The organism is Paraburkholderia sprentiae WSM5005 (assembly GCF_001865575.2).
Taxonomy (GTDB): domain Bacteria; phylum Pseudomonadota; class Gammaproteobacteria; order Burkholderiales; family Burkholderiaceae; genus Paraburkholderia; species Paraburkholderia sprentiae.
This window is the reverse complement of record NZ_CP017561.2, coordinates 812,052-835,910: the sequence shown is the minus strand read 5'-3', so window position 1 is coordinate 835,910 and position 23,859 is coordinate 812,052. Positions and strand designations below refer to the sequence as shown.

The window sequence follows — 23,859 nt, the reverse complement described above, 5'->3', positions numbered from 1 at the left end:
GGCGGCTAGTTTCAGTCATTCGAACGAGGTTTAGTATTTGCGTTGTGTGCGTTGCCACACCGATTCCGCGTAATCACTGAAAGGCCGGCGATGACGAAAGAAATACAACGGATCAACCTCGATGCTGGTTTCCCTGGAACCTCTCGTCAGATCACAGTGCATCGATATGGGACTCGCGGCGCCCGGCCGAAGATCTATATTCAGGCGGGTCTACATGCCGAGGAGATCCCGGGCATGCTGACGGTTGCACATCTGGTGAGACGTCTTGACGACGCAGATTCGCGTGGCGAAATCCTTGGGGAAGTCGTGCTCGTTCCGTTCGTGAACCCCCTCGGCGCGGCCACCTGGATTAACGGCGTACTTGTCGGCAGGAATGATCTTGGCGGAGAAGGCAACTTCAATCGGCACTGGCCTTCAGTCGCAGAGAGCGTCGCAGCGGAAGCACGGCACAGACTCGGTGACGACGAAGCCGAAAACCTACGACTGCTTCGTCGTATCCTTGGACGGCATGCGGACCGCCTCCCCGATGAGAGCGAAGTTCAGAAGATAAAAAAGACGGCGTTCCAACTTGCCTTCGATGCTGACGTTGTCATCGACGTGCATTGCGACCGTGACGCGATCATCCACGCGTACACCTACGAATCGACGTGGCCGCATGTCGCTGATCTTTGCGCGCAGACTGCGTGCGAAGCCGTGTTCCTGGAAGACGGGTTAGAAAGCGCAGGTACTTCGACCGACCTCTTCACGGGCACGTGGGAGCTTGTTCGGAACGAGCTGGGACACCTCTTTCCCATTCCAATTGGCTGCCAATCAGTGACATTGGAACTGCGCGGACAAGCTGATGTCTGCGACGAGTTCGCGTCGGCCGACGCGGACGCACTGCTCAAATTCCTGCAACGTCGACGAGTCGTTGCCGGTGATCCGGGACCGCTTCCGGAGCCACGATGCAAAGCCACAAGCCTGGACGCGACCGATCTTCTTGTCGCTCCGCGAGGCGGGATTGTCACCTATAAGGTACCGCTTGGCGCACAAGTCTCACGCGGCGCTGTGATCGCGGAAATCGTCGATCCGAGCGCAGACGACCCGCTCGGATCTGCTATCGCAATTCGCACCAAGACTGACGGCATCGTTGCGACTCGGACCTTGATCCGATTCGTCCCGCGCGGAGAGGTCATCGGCAAAGTGGTGGGGGCAGTCCGGCTGAGGTCGGGGCCATTGCTGGAACGCTAAGACTGTCAGCCGAAGGCGTGCAAACCGTAGAGAAACGAATCAACCACTGGCCGAACAATCGCTTCGCGATTCAGAAAATCATCCGGCAAATGCTCCGACCGGATCTCCATCAAGCCGAACCGCAAGCCCGTTGATCCGATAGTAGAGATCTTCACGAAAGATCCCCTTCCTCCCGTGTCTTCCGCAAAAACGACGGAATAACGCTCCGCCGCGGATAACGCCAGCCCGGTCAGCAAGCGCGACATGCCCAGAGGCCCTGTTCGCCTAGAAGATCAAACAATTATCCTGTCCAGGCTAAAAATTCGTCCAATTCCGAAAGCCTTAGACCACGCCACTCCCGATACTGTCGTTCGCACATCACAAGGGAAAAGCGATGGAGAACTGCAACGGCCAGCCAATGACGCGACTCGCAGACAAGACGACCCACGACGGCACGGTCATCGAGGCCGCGCCCGACCTCATGCATATGGGCGTCCCGGTTGCCCTCGATGGACACGGCGTCCAATGTCCGAGGTGTGGCGGTGTCTATCCGATCATCGCGACCGGCCAGCGGACGCATCGCGGCAAGCGCGTCAGCTATGCCGGCGACCGCACGGGCTGTGGCGCGATTCTGATTGCGTCCTGATCGCTTCCTGATTGCCGCCACACATTCGCATTCGTGCACGCATGTTCAAAACCGCACCGAACCGCACTTTAGGTCTTTCCGGCGACGCGCTACCCACATGGGGTGACGAGCCATTGTTGGCTCCACTACGGCTGCGCGCCACCGAAACCCTGGGCAAGCTCTATCGATACACGCTCGATGTCGCGACGATCGACAGTCCGACGCTCGGATTGTGGCAAGCACAGGAACTCGTCGCACTCGATAGCCTGATTGGCAAGGTCATCGATGTTTCGATCGCTTTCGACGGGAACGGATTATTCGGCCGGCAGATGTTGGAAACCGGCAACGCAGCACACGCGGGCGCAGCCGCGGGCGCGGGCAGCCGCACGATTTCGGGCCTCATAACCGGCATCACTCAGACAGGCACCGACGGCCGGCGCGCTCATTACCGATTCATAGTCCGTCCCTGGCTATGGCTGGCCACGAAAACCTGCGAAAGCAGGATCTTTCACGACGCGAGCGTGGTGGACATCACTGACAGTATCCTCAAGGAGCGGTATCACTTTCCGGTCTTGATGGAACTCGGCGCGCCGGGCCTGTGCAACGGCTACCCCAAGCGGGACTACGTGCGGCAGATGTGGGAATCCGACTTCGCGTTCCTGACTCGCATCTGGAGAGAATGGGGAATCTACTACCTGTTCGACGGTATGACGCTGGTACTGTGCGATTCTCCGGGCTCGCACAAACAGCACGACAACGCGTACGCTTCACTGCGCTATCACCCGCGCACTGACAGGCAAGTCGACGAAGAGCACATTCACAAGATCAAGGTCTCAAGCCGGCTCACGACAGGCAAGGTCAGTCTGATCGACTACGACTACACGCGTCCCGGCGAGCGCTTCGAGGGCGAGTACAACAGCTATAGCGACTCGTCCTACGACAACCTCGAGCAACACCGCTGGGGCGACTACTCGCAGCCGCTCGCTGGAGCGGCGGGATTGTCAGGCAAGCGAAACGACTTCCGCAGTGAAGCCGAACACCTCGCGAGCGTGCGCGTCGATGCAATGCGCAGCCGTCGTCTGCGCCTGAAGGGGCAAGGCAATCTGCGCGGCCTGACAACCGGAAAAACATTCTGGCTAAACGACCATCCACAGCGGGAAGTCAATGCCGAGTACCTGGTCGTGTCGACCACGCTCGACATTCGCAATGCGCCGCAGAACACGCAGTCGCCGGGCGACGGCCCGAGCGATGCGCTGCGCCAGTGCATGACCGACTTCGTGCTTCAACCCGCCAATTCGTTCTTCAGAAACCGCCCGAAGAAGAAGCCTCGCTGCGCCACGGAAACGGCAATCGTGGTGGCGGCCGAGGATCGGCCGATATGGGTCGACGGATACGCGCGCGTGAAGGTGCGTTTCGTCTGGGACCGACTTGGCCCGAAACACGCAGGCGCCAGTTGCTGGGTGCGCGTGTCGTCACCGTGGCAGGGCAATGGCTTCGGCGCGATTTATTCGCCGCGCGTCGGTCAGGAGGTCTCGGTCAGCTACCACGAAGGGGACCCGGATAAGCCGTACGTATCGGGCCGGATGGTCAATGACCGGAATCAGCCGCCGTGGAAGCTACCGGATAACCAGGCACTCTCCGGCGTCCTAAGCAAGGAGCTCAAGGAGGGCCGCGCCGGCCAGACCAATCACGTCGTTCTGGACGACACGCCGGAGCAGCTTCAGGCGCAGCTCGCCAGCGATCACGCGCAGTCGCGCCTCGTGCTGGGTTACAACACGCGCGTCGTGCGCGAGGTCGGCCGACAGCAAGCGCGCGGTGAAGGCTGGGAGTTGGCCACTGACGCATGGGGTGTCGCGCGCGCCAACAGGGGCATGCTGATCACCACCGACGCGCGTCACGGCTCCACTGCGCCAGCAAAGGACATCGGCGAGACCATGGCGCGCCTCACACAGGCCTGCGGCATCCATGAGAACCTCGCGGGTCTCGCTCGACGATACGACGCGCAGGAACAGCAGACCAGCCAAAGCGACGTATCGCGGACCATCAAACTGCAGAACGACGCGATACGCGGCGGTGCGGCGAGCGCGGAGCAGCCCTTTGCGCAACTGGCCCAGCCCGACATGGTGCTGGCCAGCGCGGCGGGGGTCAGTCTCAACGCAGCGCAAAGCACGCATGTGGCGAGTGTCGATCACGTGGCGCTCACCGCGGGCGGACATGTCAGCATCGCAGCGGTGAAATCGCTGCTGGCGTCGGCGGTCAACGGCGTGCGGGTGTTCGCGCAACATCTTGGCATCAGACTGAAGGCTACGTCGGGCAAGGTGCAGATCGACGCGCAAAGCGATGACGTCGAGATCATCGCGCAACGAGTCGTCAGCATCATCAGTAGGACCGATTCGATCAACCTGATGGCCAGCAAGGAAATCGTGTTCCATGCGGGTAACACGAAAGTGGTCATCAATTCGGAGGGGTACAAGGTCTATACGGCTGGCGAGCATCGGGTTCATGCGCGTAGTCATCGGACCGACGGGCCAGCAGTTCGCCCGGTCAATGTGCCGGTCACGCCAGGCCATCCCGGCAAGCTGGCGGCGCATCATGTTCTGATCGAACACGATTCGGGCTTCGCACTGCCGAATCAGCCGTACCGCATCACACTCGACGATGGTCAGCGGATTCAGGGTGTGACCAATGCGCTTGGAGAGATGAGTCTCGTCACCAGCAATATGCTTGCGTTTGCGACGGTCGAACTGTTTGCCGCGAGTGAGCCGGACAAGGTGATTGCGGTGAGCAAAGGCGCGGTGATCAGGGAGGCGAACGAGCCGTTTGCGGGCGCTGTACCCAACGCCGAGAAGCGCAGCGCCAAGGTCGCGGGAAAGGCCGTGGCCTCTCCCGATCCGAGCGCGACGACGGAAGACAAGGCGCCCGAATTCGTCTCGTGCGATCCGATGAACTTCGGGCTGCGCTTTTATCACTTCGTCCACGGTGCAACCGAGGCCGACGCGCCCGCTGGCATGTCGATGCGCAAGGACGTCGAATATGCGGTGACCAAGGCTTATACGGCTGCGATTAAGACTGCGTTGCAGGGAATCGATTGGGCCGGGGTGACGTGGCCGCTGACCCTCGGTTCAAGAGAGATGATCGAAAAGGCGGTCGGGCCGAACTTGGAAGAGGCGCTTAGTGCCGGGCCCTTCGGATTGCCACGACCGGATGCCGCCAACTCGGAAAATGGCGGTGCCATGCCAAAGCTCGTGATTGTCAATCCACGGCGGGCAACGGAGTACAACCTACGACAGGATGTCAGCGCCGCATTCCTTGGGAAGTACTGGCTTATCGCCGTCAACGAGAGCGAAATCGCGCGCATCATCGAGCTCAGGGACCGGCCGTCCTCGCTGGATAACCGTCTCAGGGCATTTGCCGACACGCTGTATCACGAGTCTCGCCACTGCCAGCAGTACTTCTGGATGTTCTCTTTGCTTCAGCACTTTCCGGACGACTACAGGGACCTGCCGAATATTCAATTGGTGTATCGGTCGACGACTCTAAAAAAACCCTATGCAGCGGCTGGAAACACGACGCTGCCCGACGATCATCGCGTTCACATCGGTCTGCACAGGATGCTTGTATTCCACTACTACTGGCTAATTTCCTACATGCAGGACAAGCCGGGCTGGGAGTACGTCAGGCGAGATCTTCCGCTTGCCGAAAGGAAGGTATGTGAGCTGCTTAATGTCTCTGCTGAAACAGCACAAAAGATGGCGCAATTCGAAACCGGCTATCGGAGCCAACTTCATGAAGAAGATGCCTACGCTTGCGCGGAAGTGGTTCAGGCCTACTGGCGCAATCCTGGTGATCCTCTCGTTCGCAATCCCGGTACATGCACAGCTCAATACATCGACGCCCTCAGGATCGTCGGGACCAGGAGTTGAGATGGAACCGACTGTGACCGATGCCCAGCGCGACATGGCCTTCAGGATATTGACCACGGCAATGGCGATGCTGCGGGACGACCAACCGTTCGATCCCGCGCGTACGATATTCGGCCGCGTTCTGTCGGCGCAGCCTGAGCGCGGCGCAGTAGGTGTTACGGAGTATTCCTTCGAGAATCCGGTGTTGCCCGACACTCGAATCATCGTAGTTGTGATACCCGATCCGCTCGACCCCTCAGCCGACCGCACGAAGGTCAAGCAGGTCATGCTGGACTTCACAATCCGTTTCAGTCCGCTATTGACAGACATCAGCCGCTCGACGCTGGAAGATCTCCTCCAGGTCGATATCGGTTACTGGGTCGACGGCAACGGCGAGCGGTGGCCCGGCAACGACATGGGAGCGACGCCACCACAGATTCGGCTGCATAGCTATCGCTATCGTGCTTCGAATCTGCCGACGAGCCGATTTCCGGTGGATGTCGAATTTGCTTTCGGCGACCCTGACCCACAGAATCCAGCTCCGGGCGAATCCAAAATGCCGGTCCTCATGGACGTCCTCCTCAATCGTGACTATTCCGCGTTGAAACGGCAACACCGTGAATAGAGCCCGCAATCCGAAGCCGGCTATAGGAGCCAACTTCATGAAGAAGATGCCTACGCCTGCGCGGAAGTGGTTCAGGCCTACTGGCGCAATCCTGGTGATCCTCTTGTTCGCAATCCCGGTACATGCACAGCTCAGTACATCGACGCCCTCAGGACCGTCGGGGCCAGGAACTGAGATGAAACCCACTGTGACCGATGCCCAGCGCGACATGGCCTTCAGGATATTGACCACGGCAATGGCGATCCTGCGGGACGACCAGCCCTTCGATCCCGCACATACGATATTCGGCCGCATTCTTGCGGCGCGGCCTCAGCGCGGCGTGGTAGGAGTTACGGAGTATTCCTTCGTGAATCCGGCTTTCCCGCGGACGCAAATCATCGTAGTTGTGATACCCGATCCGCTCGACCCCTCCGCCGACCGCACGAAGGTCAAGCAAGTCATGCTGAAGTTCACAATCCGTTTCAGTCCACTATTGACTGACATCAGCCGCTCGACGCTGGAAGACCTCCTCAAGGTCGATATCGGTTACTGGGTCGATGGCAACGGCGAGCGGTGGCCCGGCAACGACATGGGAGCGACGCCACCACAGATTCGGCTGCATAGCTATCGCTATCGTGCTTCGAATCTGCCGACGAGCCGATTTCCGGTGGATGTCGAATTTGCTTTCGGCGACCCCGACCCAAAGAATCCCGCGCCGGACGAATCCAAAACGCCGGTCCTGATGGACGTCCTCCTCAAACGCGGCTATTCCGCGTTGAAACGGCAACACCGTGAAGAGAGCCCGTCGTGAAGCAGGCGAGGTCGTGCCAAACTCAAACCCTATCCCTTCCCGACCGTCTCGACATACCCATCAACCGCACTATTCACCGTCGGATGAAAGCACGCATCGCCAAGCAGATCGGTCAACTCGAAGCGCCTAAGCTTGTCGCGAACCGGATCCTTCACCTCCGCAAAGTGCAGCCCAATCCCGCGTTCGTCGAGCGTGCGCGTCAGATCCCGCAACATATCGGCGGAGGTGACGTCCACGCTCGTCACCGGTTCGGCCGCCACCACCACGCGCCGGACCGCTGACGGCGATTCCGCGACGGCTTCGAGCAGGCGCTGCTGAAACTGCTCGGCGTTCGCAAAGAACAGCGGCGCATCCCAGCGAAACAGCACGAGCCCAGCGATACGTTCGGCATGCGGATAGCGCTGCACGTCGTGATAGCCGCGCAAACCCTCGACGCGACCGAGCACCGCATAGTGCGGTCGCCAGCCGTCCCACAGAAATTCGATGACCGCGATCACCACCGCGAAGCAGATGCCCGGAATCGCACCGAACACGGCGACGCCGGCAAAGCAGGCCATCGACAGCCAGAACTCCCATTGCTGGATGCGGAAGATCCGCTTCAGGTCCGTGATCTCGAAGAGACCGAGCGCCGCCGCAATGACGACCGCGGCGAGCGCGCTGTTGGGCAGGTAGCGCATCAGATTGGGCGCGGCCATCAGCAGCGCCGCGACCGCAAGCGCGCCGACGACGCCCGTCAGCTGCGTCTTCGCGCCCGCGGCCTCGGCGACCGGCGTGCGCGACGAACTGCTGCTGATCGGGAAGCCGTGGAACAGGCCGGCCGCCAGATTGGCCACGCCGAGCCCGACCATCTCCTGATTGGGGTCGACGCGGCTGCGAAAACGTGCCGCGAAAGTCCGCGATAGCACGCTGGTATCCGCGAACGCAATCAACGCGACCGCGCAGCCGCCGAGCAGTATCTTGACCAGATCGGCATCGCTGACCCAGGGTAGCGCAAAGGTCGGCAGGCCTTGAGGAATCTTGCCGAGCACCTTCACGCCGACGCTATCGAGGTGCAAGACGGTCACGCACAACGTCGCAACGATCACGGCGATCAGGATGCCCGGCAGCTTTTCGAAGCGCTTCAGAAACAGGATCAGTGCAAGGCTTGCCGCGCCCACCGCGAAGCTGTACCAGTTGGCCTGGCCAGCGGCGACGCCCAGCGCGAGGCTCACGATATCCCGCAACGGCCCGCGCTCTTCGATCCGGATCGCGAACAGTCTAGGCAACTGGCTGATCAGAACGGCGAGCGCAATGCCGTTCATGTAGCCGTAGCGGATCGGCTTCGACAGCAATTCGGTGATGAATCCCAGCCGCAGCAAACCCAGCACGATACAGAACAGGCCGGACACGATCGCCATCATGCTGGCCACCGCAATCGCGCGCGAAGGGTCGCCGGCCGCGATTTGCACGACGACCGCGAGAATCGGAGCCGCGAGCGCCGAGTCGGGGCCGAGCACGAGAATCCGGCTCGGGCCGAACAGCGCATACGCCAACAGTGGGACGATCGTCGCGTAGAGGCCGTACACGCCAGGGACGCCGGATGCCTCCGCGTAGGCGATCCCGACGGGCACCAGCATCGTGGTCAATACCAGTCCCGCCGTCAGATCGCTCGGCAGCCAGCTCAAACGGTACGCCTTGAGCACCGTCAGCCCCGGCAGCCAGCGCATCCAGCGGCGCGCGCTGATCACAGCAGTCTGTTCCTTCGGAGAAACTGGCCTTTGCGCTTCCATTTCGGAACGTCCGCGTCGAGACGCCGCGCCACGGATTGTGGGCGGTACTGTCATTTGTAGAATAGTCCAGTCGTCTCGTCGGCGACAGCGGACCCGCCGACCAACTGCGCATCACCGCCGCTTGCGCTTCGCCAGCCACGCGACACCCCCGGCCAGCGCCAGCACGGCCGCGCCATACACCGCATCGCGATGCCGATCGGTAAACATCTCCCAGCTGTACGTACGCGCTTCATCATCGAAGCGACCATGCGCACCGTAGTTACCGGGCACTGGCTCGTAGAGATTCGCGGGCGCATCGGCGGGCAACGGTTCATCGGTCAATTGACCGTCGTAACCCGCACGCGCGAGATAGCGATCGAGCAGCGTCGGCGCGATCCGGTTCGCGAGAATCGCCTTCACTGTCGACCACCCGACCCACACCTGTCGCCGCCGATGGGTGGCCGCAAAATAAATCGCCCGCGCCGCCACTTCCGGCTGAAAAACCGGCGCCACCGGCCGCGCCCTACGCCCCGTGCGATTGAGCGCCCAGTCGAATTGCGGCGTATTGATCGCGGGAAGATCGACCATCGTCAGATGGATATCGACGCCATCGTGCAGCAACTCGGAACGCAATGAATCGGTGAAGCCGCGCACCGCGAACTTCGCGCCGCAATAGACTGACTGCAACGGCACCGACCTGTACCCGAGCGCCGAGCCGACATTGACGATCGTCCCCTGCCCTCGCGGACGCATCACGCCGAGCGCCGCCAGCATGCCGTTGACCTGCCCCAGGTAGGTTACCTGCGTGCCTCGTTCGACATCGCGCGCGCTGAGCGCGGACACCGGCGCAAAGGCGGTCGCCATCGCGACGTTGACCCAGACGTCGATGCCGCCCAACTCGCGGTTCACGCGCTGCGCGGCGCGCTCGATCGCGTCGGCATCGGCGACATCGGCCGCAAGGGCTAGTGCGCGCACCCCATAGGTTGCGGCGATCTCCTCGGCGGCACGTGCGAGCCGTCGAGGCTCGCGCGCGATCAGCCCAACGTCATAGCCCTGCCGCGCGAATTCGGACGCGCTCGCGCGCCCCACGCCGGCGCTTGCCCCTGTAATGACGACGACGCCCTTGCGCTCGACGTCGCCGCTGCCCGTTTCGGTATGCACCGTCATAGCATCGCTGGCCACTTGAACACCTCCCATGTTGCGCATCCAGTGAGGTGGTGAGCAAAGCGCAGTCCCGCCGATTCGTGCCGGCGCGCGCGAGCTCGAGCCAGTGGAACATATCGTCCGCGCGCGACCACCCGCAGACACCTGCACCGACCCGTCATACGAAGACGGCTTCGCGCTTCATGGTAGGCGAGGCTTGCCGCTGTAGAAGGACAGACGCGCATCCGTCGGTTGCCGGGCGCCGGCCGCCACAAAAACAAATGGCCGCAGCGCGAAGCTGCGGCCATCGGGTAACGGTTTCAAAAGCTTTCGCGGCTCAGCGCGCGGCCGCAAACGCCGAACTCACGTCACGTTCATCGCCAACGCGCTCTCGCGATAATGCTGACTCGCCTTGTCGGTGTCTCCCAGCTGCTCGTGCAGACGCGCGAGCGCGCGATGCGAGCGGATCTTCAGCGTCTCGTTGTCGGCAAGCTTCAGCGCGCGCTCGAGGAACGACTGTGCCTTGCCCCACAACTGCTGATGCAGGCACAGGCGCCCCAACGCGAACATCAGGTCCGCATCTTCCGGCCGATCCTTTTGCCATGCCTCGGCCTTCTGGATCAGCGGCAGCGCATCGCCGCCGGCCGTGTCCGGGTAGCGGCGCAGCAGGCGCGCATCCCAGTTCTGCGCGAGCGCTTCCTCGACGATCTTGCGCGCTTCGTGCGGACGGTTCAGCGCGACCAGCAGTTCGGCCGCGGTGTCGGCGAGGCGCGGCGAATGACGCTCGGTCGCCGACAGCGAATTCCATAATTCGAGCAACGCGTCCGCGTTGTGGCGACGATCGCGCAGCAGATTCTCCGCCGCCAGTTGACGCAGCCGCACCGCGACCGCCGGATGGATCGCCTCGCGCTTCTCCAGCGTCTTCACGAGCTTCAGCACTTCGCCCCAGTTCTTCAGCTGCTGCTGCGCGCGCAGCATGATCTGCTGCGCGTGGATGCGCCGCGCGCCCTGCGATTGCATCTCGGTCAGCGCATTGAGCGCGCCGTCGGCGTCGCGGCCGTCGGCGCGCATGTCGGCGGTGGCCATCAGGCGCGCGTCCTGCCAGTCGGCTTCGTCGATCTGCGCGAGCCATTCGTCGCGCCGCGCGTACTCATGCATGCGATGCGCGGCGCTCGCCGCGATCAAACCGGCCGCGCCCTTGTTGTCGCCGTTCGCGAGCGCGTCTTTGGCGGCCTTTTCCGCGCGCGAGAAACGCCCCGCGTACAGATTGCCGATCGCGTCGCGCAACGCCGCGTGCGCTTTCGCGACACGCGCGCGCGCCCGGTACGCGGCGACGCGCTGCGGCATGCGCCAGATATTGCGAACGATGCGCAACAGCGCGTAGAGCAGGATGAACAACACCACCAGCGTGACGACGAACAGATTCAGCGACATGTCGACGCGGTACGGCGGATAAATCAGCAGCACCTGCCCGGTGTCGAAGCGCCCGCCGACCGCGAGCGCGACCGCGACGGCGAACAGCGCCGCGAGCCATAGAAGTCCCCGGATCGCCATGATTAACCCCGGTTCCGGTATTGATTGACGGCCTGCAGGCTCGTATCGAGGTTCGGCAGTTCGACCGCGGCCGAACCGGCGTCCACCTGTTTGATCAGATCGCTGACCGTCTGCGTGTCTTTCGACGACGCGTCGAAGTAGCGCGTCAACGCCGACTGCGCCGCCCGCAGGTCGGACTTCAGCGTTGTCTGGTTGCGCGACAGCAGCGCGAGGCGCGCCGACAGCAGACGCAGTTTCAGGTTCTCGCGCACGAAGTAGCCTTGATCCGGCGTGACCAGCATTGCATCGGCGTTATCGATTCGGCGCACCTGCACGAGGCTCGTCAGCTGCTCGCCGATGCCGCGCATGACCTCGTCGATCCACACTTGCCAGCGCGGCTTGCCGGTGGCCGCGGCCACCTTCGCGGTGTCGGCCCACGTGGCCGCATGCGGCGTGGCATGCGGGACCGGCGCTTCGCCCGACAGCGGCAGAGCGTCGACGTGATCGATCGCGTCGTCGAGCTTGATCGCGAGGCCGGTGAGATCGGTGGACGGCGCGGCCTTCAGCTTGTCGATGTCCTGCGCGATCGCCTTGCGCACCGCGATCGCCTGCGGGCTGTCCGATGCGGCGAGGCGCGTATCGGCGCTCTGCAGCGCGAACAGCGCGAGCTGCGTGTTGCCGGTCAGCTGCAACTGCTGGCTCGCGGCGGACAGCATCTGCCCGACTTCGGCGAGCGTCCAGTCGTCGCGATTGCGCGCGAGATCCGCGTACTGCTGTTGCAGCGCCTGCTGCGCGGCCTGCGCATCGGCGAGCTTGCCTTCGAGCTGCGCGACCTGCGAGTTCGATTGATGCACGGTGGCGAGCGCCTGGTCGATCTTGATGCGCAGCTCGTTGCTCTGCGTGTCGTTGGCCTGCTGACGTTGCGCGAGTTCCTGCTCGGTGCGCACCAGCTTGCGGTTCATCGCGAAGCCGCCCACGCCTGCCGCGCACGCGATCACCACGATGACAAACCACAGCAGCGGTCCGCTCGTGCTGCGGCGCTTTTGCGCCTCATACGGCGTGAAGGGTTGGTTCGGCGGCAAGGCGGCGCTGGCCGGCGGCTGGGGTGAGGCGTTCGTGGATGCGTTCGTTTCAGTCATGCGTGGTTGAGCCGGGTTGGACGATACCGGTTGGACGACGGGAGGCACGGCAGCTGCGGCAACGAGGGCTCGGACTATGCGCTCGTCGCCCGCGCCGGACACCGTAATCCTATCAAAACCCAATGCCCGCGCGGTCTGCGCGATGCGGGGATGCGGCGTGACGAGCGGCGCGTGTTTGAGTTGCGCGATCTCGCCCGCGGTCAGATGCTCGTGCGCGAGCTCGTACAGATTGCGTACGCCTTCGGAGCTGGTCAGAAGCCATGCGTGCGGCGCGCCCGCGAGCAGTTCGTGCACGCGCGCCCATGCGGCGATCGACGGCTCAGGCACGATGCGCCGGTAGGCGGCCACCGCGTCGACTTCCGCGCCCGCTTCACGCAAGCGCTCGCTGAGCCATTCGCGGCCGCCATCGCCGCGCACGATCAGTACGCGCTTGCCTTGCAGGTTCGCGGCGCCGAGTTGCGCATCGATCGCGGCGAACAGGCCTTCGGAGTCGAAGCTCGCCGATTCGTCGTCGGCGCCCGCCACGGGACTGATCACGCGATGCGCGGGCGCGCTGACGCCGTGGCGCGCGAGCGCATGCACGCTGCCCGGGCCGACCACGCCGATCGGCAACGCGTGCGGCCAGATATCGTGGCGACGCGCGAACGCGTGATCGACCGCATTCGGCGACACGAACACGACCAGCGCGTAGCGTTCGAGCGATGCGAGCGCATCGCACAACGGCGCGTCGTCGACGACGGGCGCGATGTCGATCAGCGGGAAATCGAGCGACGCGAGGCCGGCTGCGTCGAGCTGTTCGACGAGTTCGCTCGCCTGGCCGGCCGGCCGCGTGATCACGACCGTGAAAGCTGCCTTTTGCGGTGTAATGGCGGCCATCACTCGCTGGCTGCCGCGCCTGGCGCGGCGGCGGGACCGCTCGCCGTACTCAGCGCGCGGACGATGTCGAGCGCGCCCTGCTGCGCGAGCGAGTGCGCCACTTCCTCGCCGAGCGCGAGCGCGCGTTCGATCGTGGGCGCGGGCGCCGACGCCTGCGCGCTCAGCACGCGCTGCCCGTCCGGCGTCGCGACGATGCCGCGCAGATGCAGCGCGCCATCGCCCCAGCTCGCGTAGGCGGCGAGCGGCACCTCGCAGCTTCCGCCGAGCGCGCGCGACACCATGCGCTCAGCTTCGACGGCCGCCGCCGTGTGCGGATGATGCAGCGGCGCGAGCCATGCGGCGAGCTCCGCGCGGTCGGCGCGAATCTCGATGCCGAGCGCGCCTTGGCCCGCCGCGGGCAAACTGTCTTCGGGATCGAGCAGCGCGCGGATGCGATCGGCGAGACCCAGGCGCTTCAGACCTGCCGCGGCCAGAATGATCGCCGCGTACTCGCCGCGATCGAGCTTGGCGAGCCGCGTATCGAGATTGCCGCGCAACGGCCGCACATTGAGATGCGGATAGCGCATGCGCAGCATCGCTTCACGCCGCAGGCTCGAGGTGCCGACCACGGCACCGGCCGGCAGCGCGGCGAGCGAATCGTACTGGTTGGACACGAGCGCGTCGCGCGGATCCTCGCGCTCCATGATGGTCGACAGCGCGAAGCCCGCCGGAAGTTCCATCGGCACGTCTTTCAGCGAATGCACCGCGAGGTCGGCGCGTCCATCGGCGAGCGCGGCTTCGAGCTCTTTGACGAACAGCCCTTTACCACCGACCTTCGACAGCGTGCGATCGAGAATCTGATCGCCACGCGTCGTCATTCCGAGGATTTTTACGTCACAAGATGGATATAATTTGTGCAGCGCACATCGCACATGCTCGGCCTGCCACATGGCCAGGCGGCTTTCTCGCGACGCAATCACAAGCGTGTGGGGTGGCGTGGAAAACGTCTCGGTGTTCATTAGCTTGCTGCTTGATTTCGGGGTGGGATAACGATCCATGTTAGCACGCGCCCTCGTTCGGGCCCTTGGGTTCCAAGGCATAGCGAAGCGCCGTGCAGCGGCGGTATCGACCCGGCAGACGGCCTTCGCGCAGCGCGCCGAGGCCCGAGAAATCGCCGTTTGCAGCCACCGTTTCAAGTCCCCGCTTCAAGTCTCTTTTGCAGTCGCACTCGTAGTCCGTCTCGCAGTCCGTCCCGCAGTCCCTGTTGCACGCAGTTCACGTTCCACTTGCTGGTTGCAGTTCCGCAGTCGCAGTTCATCAATCAACAGAACCGGCTTCCCTGAGGAAACCCATCGTGACGTCTTCCGGATCGGCGCGCCCTGAGCGCCGCAACACTGCCTCGCCCACCCCTGGCCCCGCCGCCGCGCACGGTATATCGTCGAGCGTCGCTCAACCGGACGACACGCGCGCCGACCAGCGTGCGAAGCGCGGCACCCTGGCCGCGCAGGCAACCAAGGCCCCGAAGGCCGCGCAATCCTCAGTGCCCGTCAAGCAGGACAAGCCGAAAAAATCGACGAAAACCAGCAAGGCCGAACGAGCCGCGACATCGGCCACCGCGCGCAAGCCGGCCAAGGCAAAGGCAAAGAGCGACGCGACGCCCCCGCTCGCCGCAAAAACGCCAAAGCGGCAAGCCGTGCCGCAGGCCGCACCCGCCGTGAAGAGCGGCGGCCGCACGCGCGAAGACAAGGACCACCCGCTGTTCCAGGACATCCGCTATCTCGGACGTCTGCTCGGCGACGTGCTGCGCGAGCAGGAAGGCGACGCGGTGTTCGACGTCGTCGAGACGATCCGGCAGACCGCCGTGCGTTTTCGTCGCGAGGACGACAGCGCCGCCGCGCAGACGCTCGACAAGAAGCTGCGCACGCTGACGCCCGAGCAGACCGTCAGCGTCGTGCGCGCGTTCAGCTACTTTTCGCATCTCGCGAACATCGCCGAGGACCGTCACCGCAACCGCCGTCACCGGATTCACGCGCTCGCGGGCTCGGCCTCGCAGCCGGGCACGATCGCCCATGCGCTGGAGCGGCTCGTCGCGGCCGGCGCCGCCGCGACGCCGGTGCTGCAGCGGTTTTTCGACGACGCGCTGATCATGCCGGTGCTGACCGCGCACCCGACCGAAGTGCAGCGCAAGAGCATTCTCGACGCACAACACGACATCGCGCGTCTGCTCGCCGAGCGCGACCAGCCGCTGACGAACCGCGAGCGCGCGCACAACGAAGCGATGCTGCGCGCGCGCGTCACGTCACTGTGGCAAACGCGGATGCTGCGCGACTCGCGTCTGACGGTCGCCGACGAGATCGAAAACGCGCTGTCCTACTACCGCAGCACCTTCCTCGAAGAACTGCCGGCGCTGTACGCCGACATCGAGGAGGCACTGAAGGAACATGGCCTCGAAGCGCGCCTGCCGCCGTTCTTCCAGATGGGCAGCTGGATCGGCGGCGATCGCGACGGCAATCCGAACGTCACCGCCGAAACGCTCGAAAACGCGATCACGCGTCAGGCCGCGGTGATCTTCGAGCACTACCTGGAGCAGGTGCACAAGCTCGGCGCGGAACTGTCGGTGTCGAACCTGCTCGCCGGGGCGAGCGATGCGCTCAATGAGCTCGCGGCCATCTCGCCCGACCACTCGCCGCATCGCACCGACGAGCCGTACCGTCGCGCGCTGATCGGCATCTACACGCGGCTCGCCGCGAGCGCGCGCGTGCGCCTGGGCGAAGGCACCGTGCCGCTGCGCAGCGCCGGCCGCGGCGCGGCGCCGATCCGCGCGATTCCTTACGACGACGCCGCCGAGTTCGTGCGCGACCTGCATGTGCTGATGGATTCGCTCGCCGAGCACCATGGCGGGCCGCTCGCCGCGCCACGTCTCGCGCCGCTCGCGCGCGCCGCAGAAGTGTTCGGCTTCCATCTCGCGAGCATCGACCTGCGACAAAGCTCCGACATCCACGAAGCGGTGATCGCCGAGTTGCTCAAGCGCGCCGGCGTGGAGACCGACTACGCGGCGCTGTCCGAAGCGGACAAGCTGAACGTGCTGCTCGCCGAGCTCGCGCAGCCGCGCCCACTGCGCGTGCCCTTCGGCGAGTACTCGGAGCTGGTGAACAGCGAGCTCGCGGTGCTCGAGGAGGCACGCATCACGCGCGAGAAATTCGGCGCGCGCGCGGTGCGCAACTACATCATTTCGCACACGGAGACCGTCAGCGACCTGGTCGAGGTGATGCTGCTGCAGAAAGAAGCCGGCCTGTTGCGCGGACGTCTCGGCGACGAGCACGACCCCGCGCGCGCGGGCCTGATGGTGATCCCGCTGTTCGAGACGATTCCCGATCTGCGCAACGCGCCGCACATCATGCGCGATCTGATCGCGCTGCCGGGCATCGGCGCGCTGATCGAACATCAGGGCAACGAACAGGAAGTCATGCTCGGCTACTCGGACAGCAACAAGGACGGCGGTTTCCTGACCTCGAACTGGGAGCTGTATCGCGCGGAGCTCGCGCTGGTGTCGCTGTTCAACGAACGCGGCGTGACACTGCGTCTGTTCCATGGACGCGGCGGCACCGTGGGCCGCGGCGGCGGCCCGACCTATCAGGCGATCCTGTCGCAGCCGCCCGGCACCGTCGACGGCCAGATCCGGTTGACCGAGCAGGGCGAAGTGATCGCGAGCAAGTTCGCGAATCCGGAAATCGGCCGGCGCAATCTGGAAACCGTCGTGGCCGCGACGCTCGAAGCGTCGCTGCTGCCGCACGATCACACGTTGGCGGAGCTGCCCGTGTTCGAGCAAACGATGCAGCAGCTGTCCGACGCGGCGATGGCCACGTATCGCGCGCTCGTCTATGAAACGCCGGGCTTCAAGGAGTACTTCTTCGAGTCCACACCGATCGCGGAGATCGCCGAGCTGAACATCGGCAGCCGCCCCGCGTCGCGCAAGCTGCAAGATCCGAAGCAGCGCAAGATCGAGGATCTGCGCGCGATTCCCTGGGGCTTTTCGTGGGGTCAATGCCGGCTGCTGTTGACGGGCTGGTACGGCTTCGGCAGCGCGGTCGCCGAGTATCTCGACAACGCGCCGTCCGACGCCGAACGCGCGCGCCGTCTCGCGCTGCTGAAGAAGATGCACAAGAGCTGGCCGTTCTTTTCGAATCTGATGTCGAACATGGACATGGTCATCGCGAAGACCGACCTCGCGGTCGCGTCGCGTTACGCCGCGCTCGTGACCGACAAAAAGCTGCGCAAGCACGTGTTCGAGCGCATCGTCGCGGAATGGGAATGCACGTCGCGCGTGTTGTCGGAGATCACGGGCAGCAGCGAGCGGCTCGCCGAAAATCCGCTGCTCGCGCGTTCGATCAAGAACCGCTTCCCCTACCTCGATCCGCTCAATCATCTGCAGGTCGAACTGCTCAAACGCTATCGCGCGGGCGACACCAATGCGCGCGTGCGGCGCGGCATTCACCTGTGCATCAACGGGATCGCGGCGGGATTGCGCAATACGGGTTGAGGCTGGCGCTCAAGCGGACCGAAGCCGGGTGTGGCCAACGCAGGCCACGCCCGGCTTTTTTCATGGCGCGGTTGCAGCCGCTACAATGGAGCCCGCCATGTACCAGTACAAACTAAGCAATTATTCTGGTATCTCTATTACCCCCTCCACGCGCCGCCGATAGCATGACCACGCCGTCATCCGCCGATCACCCGCCACCGCTCGACGCCACGCCGGCCCGCGCGCTCGGCGACTTCATCCGCGCCCATCGCGAGCGGCTGTCGCCGCAGGCGGTCGGTCTGCCGCCGGGACCGCGCCGCCGCACGCCCGGTCTGCGGCGCGAGGAAGTCGCGCAGCTGTGCGGCGTGAGCCCGACCTGGTACACGTGGATCGAGCAGGGTCGGCCAGTGTCCGCTTCCGCCGATGCGCTCGCGCGCATCGCGGTCGCGTTGCAGCTGTCGCGCGCCGAGCGCGCGTATCTGTTCGAGCTGGCCGCGCAACGCGATCCGGCCGAGCCCGACCCCGCCGCCGCCGATGCGCCCGCGTCGCTGCTGCAGACCGTGCAGCTCGTCAATACGCCGGCCTACGTGCTCGACCGGCAGTGGAACGCGCTCGCGTGGAACGAGCGCGCGGCCAATCTGTTCGTCGGCTGGCTCGACGGCGCGCACGAGCGCAACCTGCTGCGCTACACCTTCACCGAGCCGGCCGCGCGCGCGTTGATCGTCGATTGGGAAACGCGCGCCCGGCGGCTCGCCGCCGAATTCCGCGCCGACTCGATCCGCCATCTGAACGATGCGCCGACGCGCGGGCTGATCGATTCGCTGTCGGCCGCGAGCGACGAGTTCGCGCGCTACTGGGCCTCGCAGGACGTCGGCGGCCGCGAGGGCGGCAGACGCGAGTTCAACCATCCGCGCGACGGGCGCATCGTCTATGACCAGATCACGTTCAAGCCCGCGCATCGCGAAGATCTGAAGCTGGTCGTGCTGGTGCGCGAATAGACGCGTAACGGCTGCGAGACCGCCCGCGGGGTCTTGACCGTCCACGCCGGGTGTTAAAATCTCCGTCTTTCTTCGCTGCGGCGGCGCTTTTGCACGGCTCGTGCACTCGCGCCGCCAGCCTCTTCACCGCTCGTTTTTACCGCCCAACACCATGACGTCCCAACTGCACAAAAAAGGCGAAGCCTGGTCGGCTCGCTTCTCGGAGCCGATGTCGGAGCTCGTCAAACGCTACACGTCGTCGGTTTTCTTCGACAAGCGTCTGGCGTTCGTCGACATCGAGGGGTCGCTCGCGCACGCGTCGATGCTCGCCGCGCAGAAGATCATTTCCGCCGACGACCTCGCCGCGATCCAGCGCGGCATGGCGCAGATCAAGGGTGAAATCGAGCGCGGCGAATTCGAATGGCAGCTCGATCTCGAAGACGTGCACCTGAACATCGAAGCGCGCCTGACCGCGCTGGTCGGCGACGCCGGCAAGCGCCTGCATACCGGCCGCTCGCGCAACGACCAGGTCGCGACCGACATCCGCCTCTGGCTGCGCGGCGAGATCGACCGCATCGGCGAACTGCTCACCGGGTTGCGCGTGGCGCTGCTGGACATCGCGGAGAACAACGCCGCGACCATCATGCCGGGCTTCACGCACCTGCAGGTCGCACAGCCGGTCACGTTCGGCCATCACCTGCTCGCGTACGTCGAAATGTTCTCGCGCGACGCCGAGCGTATGGTCGACTGCCGCAAGCGCGTGAACCGTCTGCCGCTCGGCGCGGCCGCGCTCGCCGGCACCAGCTATCCGATCGACCGTCACGCGGTGGCGCAGGCGCTCGGCTTCGACGGCATCTGCGCGAACTCGCTCGACGCCGTCTCCGATCGCGACTTCGCGATCGAATTCACGGCCGCGTCCGCGCTCGTCATGACACACGTGTCGCGCTTCTCCGAAGAACTCGTGCTGTGGATGAGCCCGCGGGTCGGCTTCATCGATCTGGCCGACCGTTTCTGCACCGGCTCGTCGATCATGCCGCAGAAGAAGAACCCGGACGTGCCCGAACTCGCGCGCGGCAAGACCGGCCGCGTGAACGGCCATCTGATGGCGCTGCTCACGCTGATGAAAGGTCAGCCGCTCGCGTACAACAAGGACAATCAGGAAGACAAGGAGCCGCTGTTCGACACCGTCGATACGGTCGCCGACACGCTGCGCATCTTCGCTGAAATGGTCGCCGGCATCACGGTCAAGCCGCAGGCGATGCGCGAGGCCGCGCTGCAAGGCTTCTCGACCGCAACGGACCTCGCCGACTATCTCGTCAAGCGCGGCCTGCCGTTCCGCGACGCGCACGAAGCAGTCGCGCTCGCGGTGCGCGTGTGCGCCGATCGCGGCTGCGATCTGGCCGACCTGACGCTCGACGAAATGCGCAGCGAACTGCCGAACGTCGCGCATCTGATCGGCGACGACGTATTCTCGTATCTGACGCTCGAGGGCTCGGTGGCCAGCCGCAATCATCCTGGCGGCACCGCGCCCGAGCAGGTGCTGGCCGCGGTGAAGGCGGCGCGTGCGGCGTTGAAGTGATCGATGGTTGAGCAGCGCTGTGAGCCTGGGCTTGCGGCGCTGCGGGTTGAACCGGCATCGAGAAGGCGGACCCGTTTGGCGGGTTCGCCTTTTTTGTTGTCGCGTGTGACCCTTGCATGGGCGAACGCCAATTGAATCCCGGCCGTTTTTGACTACCATTGAATCAGGCTCTCATCGCGGTTCGTCGACGATGTTCACTCGTACTTCTGCCTCTCTTGTTCCTCGCGGTTTGGTCCCGCACTTCTTCACGGCAGCGCCCATGCATCGGCGATTGCTTGCCGCGCTCGGTGCGGCCGCCGTGGCCGGTTGCACATTCACGCCGCTGACGCCGCACGAGACCGTCAACACGCCGGTGGCCGCGATCAACAGCGCGACGCTCGATCAATACCGCGACGCGGTCGCACGACGGATCGTCGAGCGCAATCCTTCGTATGTGTTGCAAGGCAGACCTCAGCCGATGCTGCGCTCGCTTGTGGTGGTGTCGTTCACGGTCGATCGTAATGGACACATCGTCGAGTCGTCGGTGTATCGCACCAACGGCGACGACGAAGCCGAAAGCACCGCGCTCGCGACGCTGCGCCGCTCGGCGCCGCTGCCGCAACCGCCCGGCAAGCTGCTGAACGGCCGCGGCCAGCTAGAGCTGTTCGAAGACTGGCTATTCAACGACAACGGTAAGTTCCAGTTGCGCGAACTCGCCTCGCCGCAGGCGGAAACCTTCGACTGAACGCGGTTTGCGGCTGACGCCGCCATTGCTGCGTCACGAGCGCGCTCGCTATAATTTTCCGATTCCCCGCGCCGGAGCCTTCCGGCATGGCTCACGCCGTCCGCACACCCGCCGGCGCGGCGCACGAGCCGACTGCGGTGCCGCGGCGACACCCGCGCGCCGCGCCCAAACCTTATCTATACCTCAATGAGGATGCCGCCTGCCTGCGAAGCACCGCACAGCGCCCCGCGGCATCACGACAAATGGAGACCCTGTATGTCCACTTCGCCGATTTCCGCGGCTCAGCCCGTCAGCGGGCAAAACAGTAGCGCGCGGATCATCTTCGCGAGCTTCATCGGCACCGCGATCGAGTTCTACGATTTCTACGTCTACGCGACCGCCGCGGCGCTCGTGATCGGGCCAGTATTCTTCCCGCACGGCTCGGCCACCGCGCAGGCGCTGTCGGCGTTCGTCACGTTCGGCATCGCGTTCGTCGCGCGACCGATCGGCTCGTTCCTGTTCGGCCACTTCGGCGACCGCATCGGCCGCAAATCGACGCTGGTTGCCTCGCTGCTCGTGATGGGCCTGTCGACCACGCTGATCGGCTTCGTGCCGGGCTACGACGCGATCGGCAGCCTCGCGCCGATCCTGCTGTGCGTGCTGCGTTTCGGCCAGGGCATCGGCCTCGGCGGCGAATGGGGCGGCGCCGCGCTGCTCGCCACCGAGAACGCGCCGGCCGGCAAACGCGGCTGGTTCGGCATGTTCCCGCAACTTGGCCCGTCGATCGGCTTTCTCGCCTCCAACGGCCTGTTCTTCGCGCTCGCGCTGTCGCTCTCCGACGAGCAGTTTCGCAGCTGGGGCTGGCGCGTGCCGTTCATCGTCAGCTCGGTGCTGGTCGCGCTCGGCTTGTACGTGCGGTTGAAAATCGCCGAGACGCCCGCGTTCGAGGCGGCGATCGAGCGCAAGGAACGCGTGCGCGTGCCCATCGCGACGCTGTTCTCGCAGCACTGGGTGCCGACCGTGCTCGGCGCGCTCGCGATGGTGGTCTGCTATACGCTGTTCTACAACGCGACGACCTTCTCGCTGTCGTACGGTGTCGGGTCGCTGCATATTCCGCGGCAAACCTTCCTTGGCCTGCTGTGCATCGCCGTCGTGTTCATGGCGCTCGCGACGCCGCTGTCGGCCCGCGCGAGCGATCGCTTCGGGCGCAAGCCGGTGCTGATCGTCGGCATCATCGCGGCGATCCTGTCGGGCTTCACGATGGCGCCCCTGCTCGGCAGCGGCGAGCCGTTGCTCGTGCTGCTGTTCCTCGTGATCCAGCTGTTCCTGATGGGCGTGACGTTCGCGCCGATGGGCGCACTGCTGCCGGAGCTGTTTCCGACCAACGTGCGCTATACCGGCGCCGGCGTCGCGTACAACCTCGGCGGGATTCTCGGTGCGTCGGTCGCGCCGTACATCGCGCAGGTGCTCGCCGCACACGGCGGGTTGCCGTGGGTCGGCGCGTATGTGTCGGTCGCGGCGGCCGTGAGCCTGGTCGGCGTGATGTGCATGCGCGAAACGCGCGATGAAAGCCTGATGAAGTGATGACAAGGCATCGACGGAAAATGGCCTCCGTCGATGCGCGCTTGCCCGGGTATATCCCCCGCCTTGCGCCTCTTTTTGACTTGCCTATACTCCCTGACATAACCCGAAAAAAGCAGGGAGACTGGCATGAACATCCATCTACACAATGCCGATATCGTCACGATCATCGCGCTGGCGTTGCTTGGATCGCTGCTGCTCGCGCTGCGTTTTCGTCCGGCGACGTGGAAAGGCCTCATCGTCGAGGCGCTGGCCGCGAACGCCGCGGCTATTGCCGCGGTGGTCGCATTCGAAATGCTCGTCGCCTGAGACCGGCGCACGGGTCGGGGCGCGGCTTAGCGGTAGTAGTAGCCATGATGGTAGTAGCCGCCGCCGTAGTAGTAGCCCGGCGCCGGCGCGATCACGCAGCCGCCGAGTGCCGATGCGAGCAGCGTGCCGGCCACGAGAGTCAGGATCAAGCGTTTCATGTTGTTCTCCATCGAGTCAGATTGATTCGAGCGCAAACCCCGAATGACCCGATTGGACACGATGCGCGCCGCGGCGAACGTTGCCATTTGTAAGGGAAGATCACTGGGCTGTTACAGGATCGATGCACCGCATCGACGCGTATGATCGACACGCCCCCGCTGCCGCCGATCGCGCCGCCATGGCGGAAAACACCGCCTATACTCCGTTGAGCGCACTATCGCGATAGAAGCCTTGCTGGCCGCGCCAGCGTCGCCGCAGTCAAGCGGTTCAGGGCGCGCCGGGCACGCCTCGGCGCACTACGGCATGCCGGCCGGCCGCCTTCGGGTGCCCACATCGGACGCTTTGGCGTCCAACGAAAAGCGACAGTTTTAACAGACATGTAATCGATTCCTCTTCGCCCGCTGTTCCCCGACACGGGCGTTCTTTGAGGTGCGACGATGCAGTCGCCGCCCGCAAGGGCCAA

General features: G+C 64.5%; 18 protein-coding genes. 11 read left to right on the top strand and 7 right to left on the bottom strand.

From position 1 onward, the window contains the following. The first annotated feature begins 90 nt into the window (after positions 1 to 90). Positions 91 to 1,230, top strand: a complete 1,140-nt coding sequence (locus tag BJG93_RS03890; RefSeq protein ID WP_027197037.1) for a succinylglutamate desuccinylase/aspartoacylase family protein — start codon at positions 91 to 93, stop codon at positions 1,228 to 1,230. 5 nt (positions 1,231 to 1,235) lie between these two features. On the opposite strand, the gene BJG93_RS03885 is transcribed toward BJG93_RS03890, so the two are convergent. Further along, positions 1,236 to 1,475: a hypothetical protein gene (locus BJG93_RS03885; RefSeq protein WP_027197036.1), complete on the bottom strand. Its 240-nt coding sequence runs from the start codon at positions 1,473 to 1,475 to the stop codon at positions 1,236 to 1,238. Between the two features lie 152 nt (positions 1,476 to 1,627). Between BJG93_RS03885 and BJG93_RS03880 the strand changes: the two genes are divergently transcribed. The 4 genes from BJG93_RS03880 to BJG93_RS03865 all read left to right on the top strand — a co-directional run bounded on the left by BJG93_RS03880 (position 1,628) and on the right by BJG93_RS03865 (position 7,151). Then, positions 1,628 to 1,855, top strand: a complete 228-nt coding sequence (locus BJG93_RS03880; RefSeq protein WP_322786949.1) for a PAAR domain-containing protein — start codon at positions 1,628 to 1,630, stop codon at positions 1,853 to 1,855. Between the two features lie 41 nt (positions 1,856 to 1,896). Continuing rightward, complete coding sequence (locus BJG93_RS03875; protein ID WP_027197034.1) at positions 1,897 to 5,757, top strand: type VI secretion system Vgr family protein; 3,861 nt, start codon at positions 1,897 to 1,899, stop codon at positions 5,755 to 5,757. Between the two features lies 1 nt (position 5,758). Continuing rightward, on the top strand, positions 5,759 to 6,361 hold the full coding sequence (locus BJG93_RS03870) for a hypothetical protein (RefSeq protein WP_071336552.1): 603 nt from the start codon (positions 5,759 to 5,761) through the stop codon (positions 6,359 to 6,361). Between the two features lie 175 nt (positions 6,362 to 6,536). Next, positions 6,537 to 7,151, top strand: coding sequence for a hypothetical protein (locus BJG93_RS03865; protein WP_071336553.1), 615 nt, complete (start codon positions 6,537 to 6,539; stop codon positions 7,149 to 7,151). Positions 7,152 to 7,180: 29 nt separating this feature from the next. Here the strand turns inward: BJG93_RS03865 and BJG93_RS03860 are convergent, their stop codons facing one another. The 5 genes from BJG93_RS03860 to hemC all read right to left on the bottom strand — a co-directional run bounded on the left by BJG93_RS03860 (position 7,181) and on the right by hemC (position 14,588). Beyond that, positions 7,181 to 8,920: a SulP family inorganic anion transporter gene (locus BJG93_RS03860; protein ID WP_027197032.1), complete on the bottom strand. Its 1,740-nt coding sequence runs from the start codon at positions 8,918 to 8,920 to the stop codon at positions 7,181 to 7,183. Positions 8,921 to 9,031: 111 nt separating this feature from the next. Next, complete coding sequence (locus BJG93_RS03855) at positions 9,032 to 10,066, bottom strand: SDR family oxidoreductase (RefSeq protein ID WP_051374373.1); 1,035 nt, start codon at positions 10,064 to 10,066, stop codon at positions 9,032 to 9,034. Positions 10,067 to 10,405: 339 nt separating this feature from the next. Next, entirely contained in the window at positions 10,406 to 11,596 is a 1,191-nt protein-coding gene (locus tag BJG93_RS03850) for a heme biosynthesis protein HemY (protein WP_027197030.1), read from the bottom strand. Between the two features lie 2 nt (positions 11,597 to 11,598). Continuing rightward, positions 11,599 to 13,590: a fused uroporphyrinogen-III synthase HemD/membrane protein HemX gene (gene hemDX / locus BJG93_RS03845; protein WP_027197029.1), complete on the bottom strand. Its 1,992-nt coding sequence runs from the start codon at positions 13,588 to 13,590 to the stop codon at positions 11,599 to 11,601. Next, positions 13,590 to 14,588 carry a hydroxymethylbilane synthase gene (gene hemC, locus BJG93_RS03840; RefSeq protein WP_071336554.1) on the bottom strand — a complete coding sequence of 333 codons (999 nt, stop codon included), beginning with the start codon at positions 14,586 to 14,588 and terminating at the stop codon, positions 13,590 to 13,592. Before hemC ends, hemDX begins: the two co-directional genes overlap by 1 nt. Before the next feature lie 335 nt (positions 14,589 to 14,923). On the opposite strand from hemC, the gene ppc reads away from it, so the two are divergent. The 6 genes from ppc (at position 14,924) to BJG93_RS03810 (ending at position 23,237) form a co-directional block, all read left to right on the top strand. Then, positions 14,924 to 18,109 carry a phosphoenolpyruvate carboxylase gene (gene ppc / locus BJG93_RS03835; protein ID WP_027197028.1) on the top strand — a complete coding sequence of 1,062 codons (3,186 nt, stop codon included), beginning with the start codon at positions 14,924 to 14,926 and terminating at the stop codon, positions 18,107 to 18,109. Between the two features lie 164 nt (positions 18,110 to 18,273). Next, positions 18,274 to 19,086 carry a helix-turn-helix transcriptional regulator gene (locus BJG93_RS03830; RefSeq protein ID WP_027197027.1) on the top strand — a complete coding sequence of 271 codons (813 nt, stop codon included), beginning with the start codon at positions 18,274 to 18,276 and terminating at the stop codon, positions 19,084 to 19,086. 151 nt (positions 19,087 to 19,237) lie between these two features. Next, the gene (argH, locus tag BJG93_RS03825; protein ID WP_027197026.1) at positions 19,238 to 20,644 is read left to right on the top strand and encodes an argininosuccinate lyase; all 1,407 of its coding nucleotides are present in this window, start codon (positions 19,238 to 19,240) and stop codon (positions 20,642 to 20,644) included. Between the two features lie 259 nt (positions 20,645 to 20,903). Beyond that, positions 20,904 to 21,368, top strand: coding sequence for an energy transducer TonB family protein (locus BJG93_RS03820; protein ID WP_231337431.1), 465 nt, complete (start codon positions 20,904 to 20,906; stop codon positions 21,366 to 21,368). Between the two features lie 255 nt (positions 21,369 to 21,623). Next, entirely contained in the window at positions 21,624 to 22,931 is a 1,308-nt protein-coding gene (locus BJG93_RS03815; protein WP_027197024.1) for an MFS transporter, read from the top strand. A 126-nt stretch (positions 22,932 to 23,057) separates the two neighbouring features. Further along, the gene (locus tag BJG93_RS03810; RefSeq protein ID WP_027197023.1) at positions 23,058 to 23,237 is read left to right on the top strand and encodes a hypothetical protein; all 180 of its coding nucleotides are present in this window, start codon (positions 23,058 to 23,060) and stop codon (positions 23,235 to 23,237) included. Positions 23,238 to 23,263: 26 nt separating this feature from the next. Here BJG93_RS03810 and BJG93_RS36010 read toward each other — a convergent pair whose 3' ends face one another. Continuing rightward, complete coding sequence (locus BJG93_RS36010) at positions 23,264 to 23,395, bottom strand: hypothetical protein (protein ID WP_269217455.1); 132 nt, start codon at positions 23,393 to 23,395, stop codon at positions 23,264 to 23,266. Positions 23,396 to 23,859: the final 464 nt, after the last annotated feature.

Excerpts from the sequence above, each read along its gene's own strand:
- BJG93_RS03890 (WP_027197037.1), top strand. The coding sequence starts at position 91 with ATGACGAAAGAAATACAACGGATCAACCTCGATGCTGGTTTCCCTGGA.
- BJG93_RS03885 (WP_027197036.1), bottom strand. The coding sequence starts at position 1,475 with ATGTCGCGCTTGCTGACCGGGCTGGCGTTATCCGCGGCGGAGCGTTAT.
- BJG93_RS03880 (WP_322786949.1), top strand. The coding sequence starts at position 1,628 with ATGACGCGACTCGCAGACAAGACGACCCACGACGGCACGGTCATCGAG.
- BJG93_RS03875 (WP_027197034.1), top strand. The coding sequence starts at position 1,897 with ATGTTCAAAACCGCACCGAACCGCACTTTAGGTCTTTCCGGCGACGCG.
- BJG93_RS03870 (WP_071336552.1), top strand. The coding sequence starts at position 5,759 with ATGGAACCGACTGTGACCGATGCCCAGCGCGACATGGCCTTCAGGATA.
- BJG93_RS03865 (WP_071336553.1), top strand. The coding sequence starts at position 6,537 with ATGAAACCCACTGTGACCGATGCCCAGCGCGACATGGCCTTCAGGATA.
- BJG93_RS03860 (WP_027197032.1), bottom strand. The coding sequence starts at position 8,920 with ATGGAAGCGCAAAGGCCAGTTTCTCCGAAGGAACAGACTGCTGTGATC.
- BJG93_RS03855 (WP_051374373.1), bottom strand. The coding sequence starts at position 10,066 with ATGACGGTGCATACCGAAACGGGCAGCGGCGACGTCGAGCGCAAGGGC.
- BJG93_RS03850 (WP_027197030.1), bottom strand. The coding sequence starts at position 11,596 with ATGGCGATCCGGGGACTTCTATGGCTCGCGGCGCTGTTCGCCGTCGCG.
- hemDX (WP_027197029.1), bottom strand. The coding sequence starts at position 13,590 with ATGGCCGCCATTACACCGCAAAAGGCAGCTTTCACGGTCGTGATCACG.
- hemC (WP_071336554.1), bottom strand. The coding sequence starts at position 14,588 with ATGAACACCGAGACGTTTTCCACGCCACCCCACACGCTTGTGATTGCG.
- BJG93_RS03830 (WP_027197027.1), top strand. The coding sequence starts at position 18,274 with ATGACCACGCCGTCATCCGCCGATCACCCGCCACCGCTCGACGCCACG.
- argH (WP_027197026.1), top strand. The coding sequence starts at position 19,238 with ATGACGTCCCAACTGCACAAAAAAGGCGAAGCCTGGTCGGCTCGCTTC.
- BJG93_RS03820 (WP_231337431.1), top strand. The coding sequence starts at position 20,904 with ATGCATCGGCGATTGCTTGCCGCGCTCGGTGCGGCCGCCGTGGCCGGT.
- BJG93_RS03815 (WP_027197024.1), top strand. The coding sequence starts at position 21,624 with ATGTCCACTTCGCCGATTTCCGCGGCTCAGCCCGTCAGCGGGCAAAAC.
- BJG93_RS03810 (WP_027197023.1), top strand. The coding sequence starts at position 23,058 with ATGAACATCCATCTACACAATGCCGATATCGTCACGATCATCGCGCTG.
- BJG93_RS36010 (WP_269217455.1), bottom strand. The coding sequence starts at position 23,395 with ATGAAACGCTTGATCCTGACTCTCGTGGCCGGCACGCTGCTCGCATCG.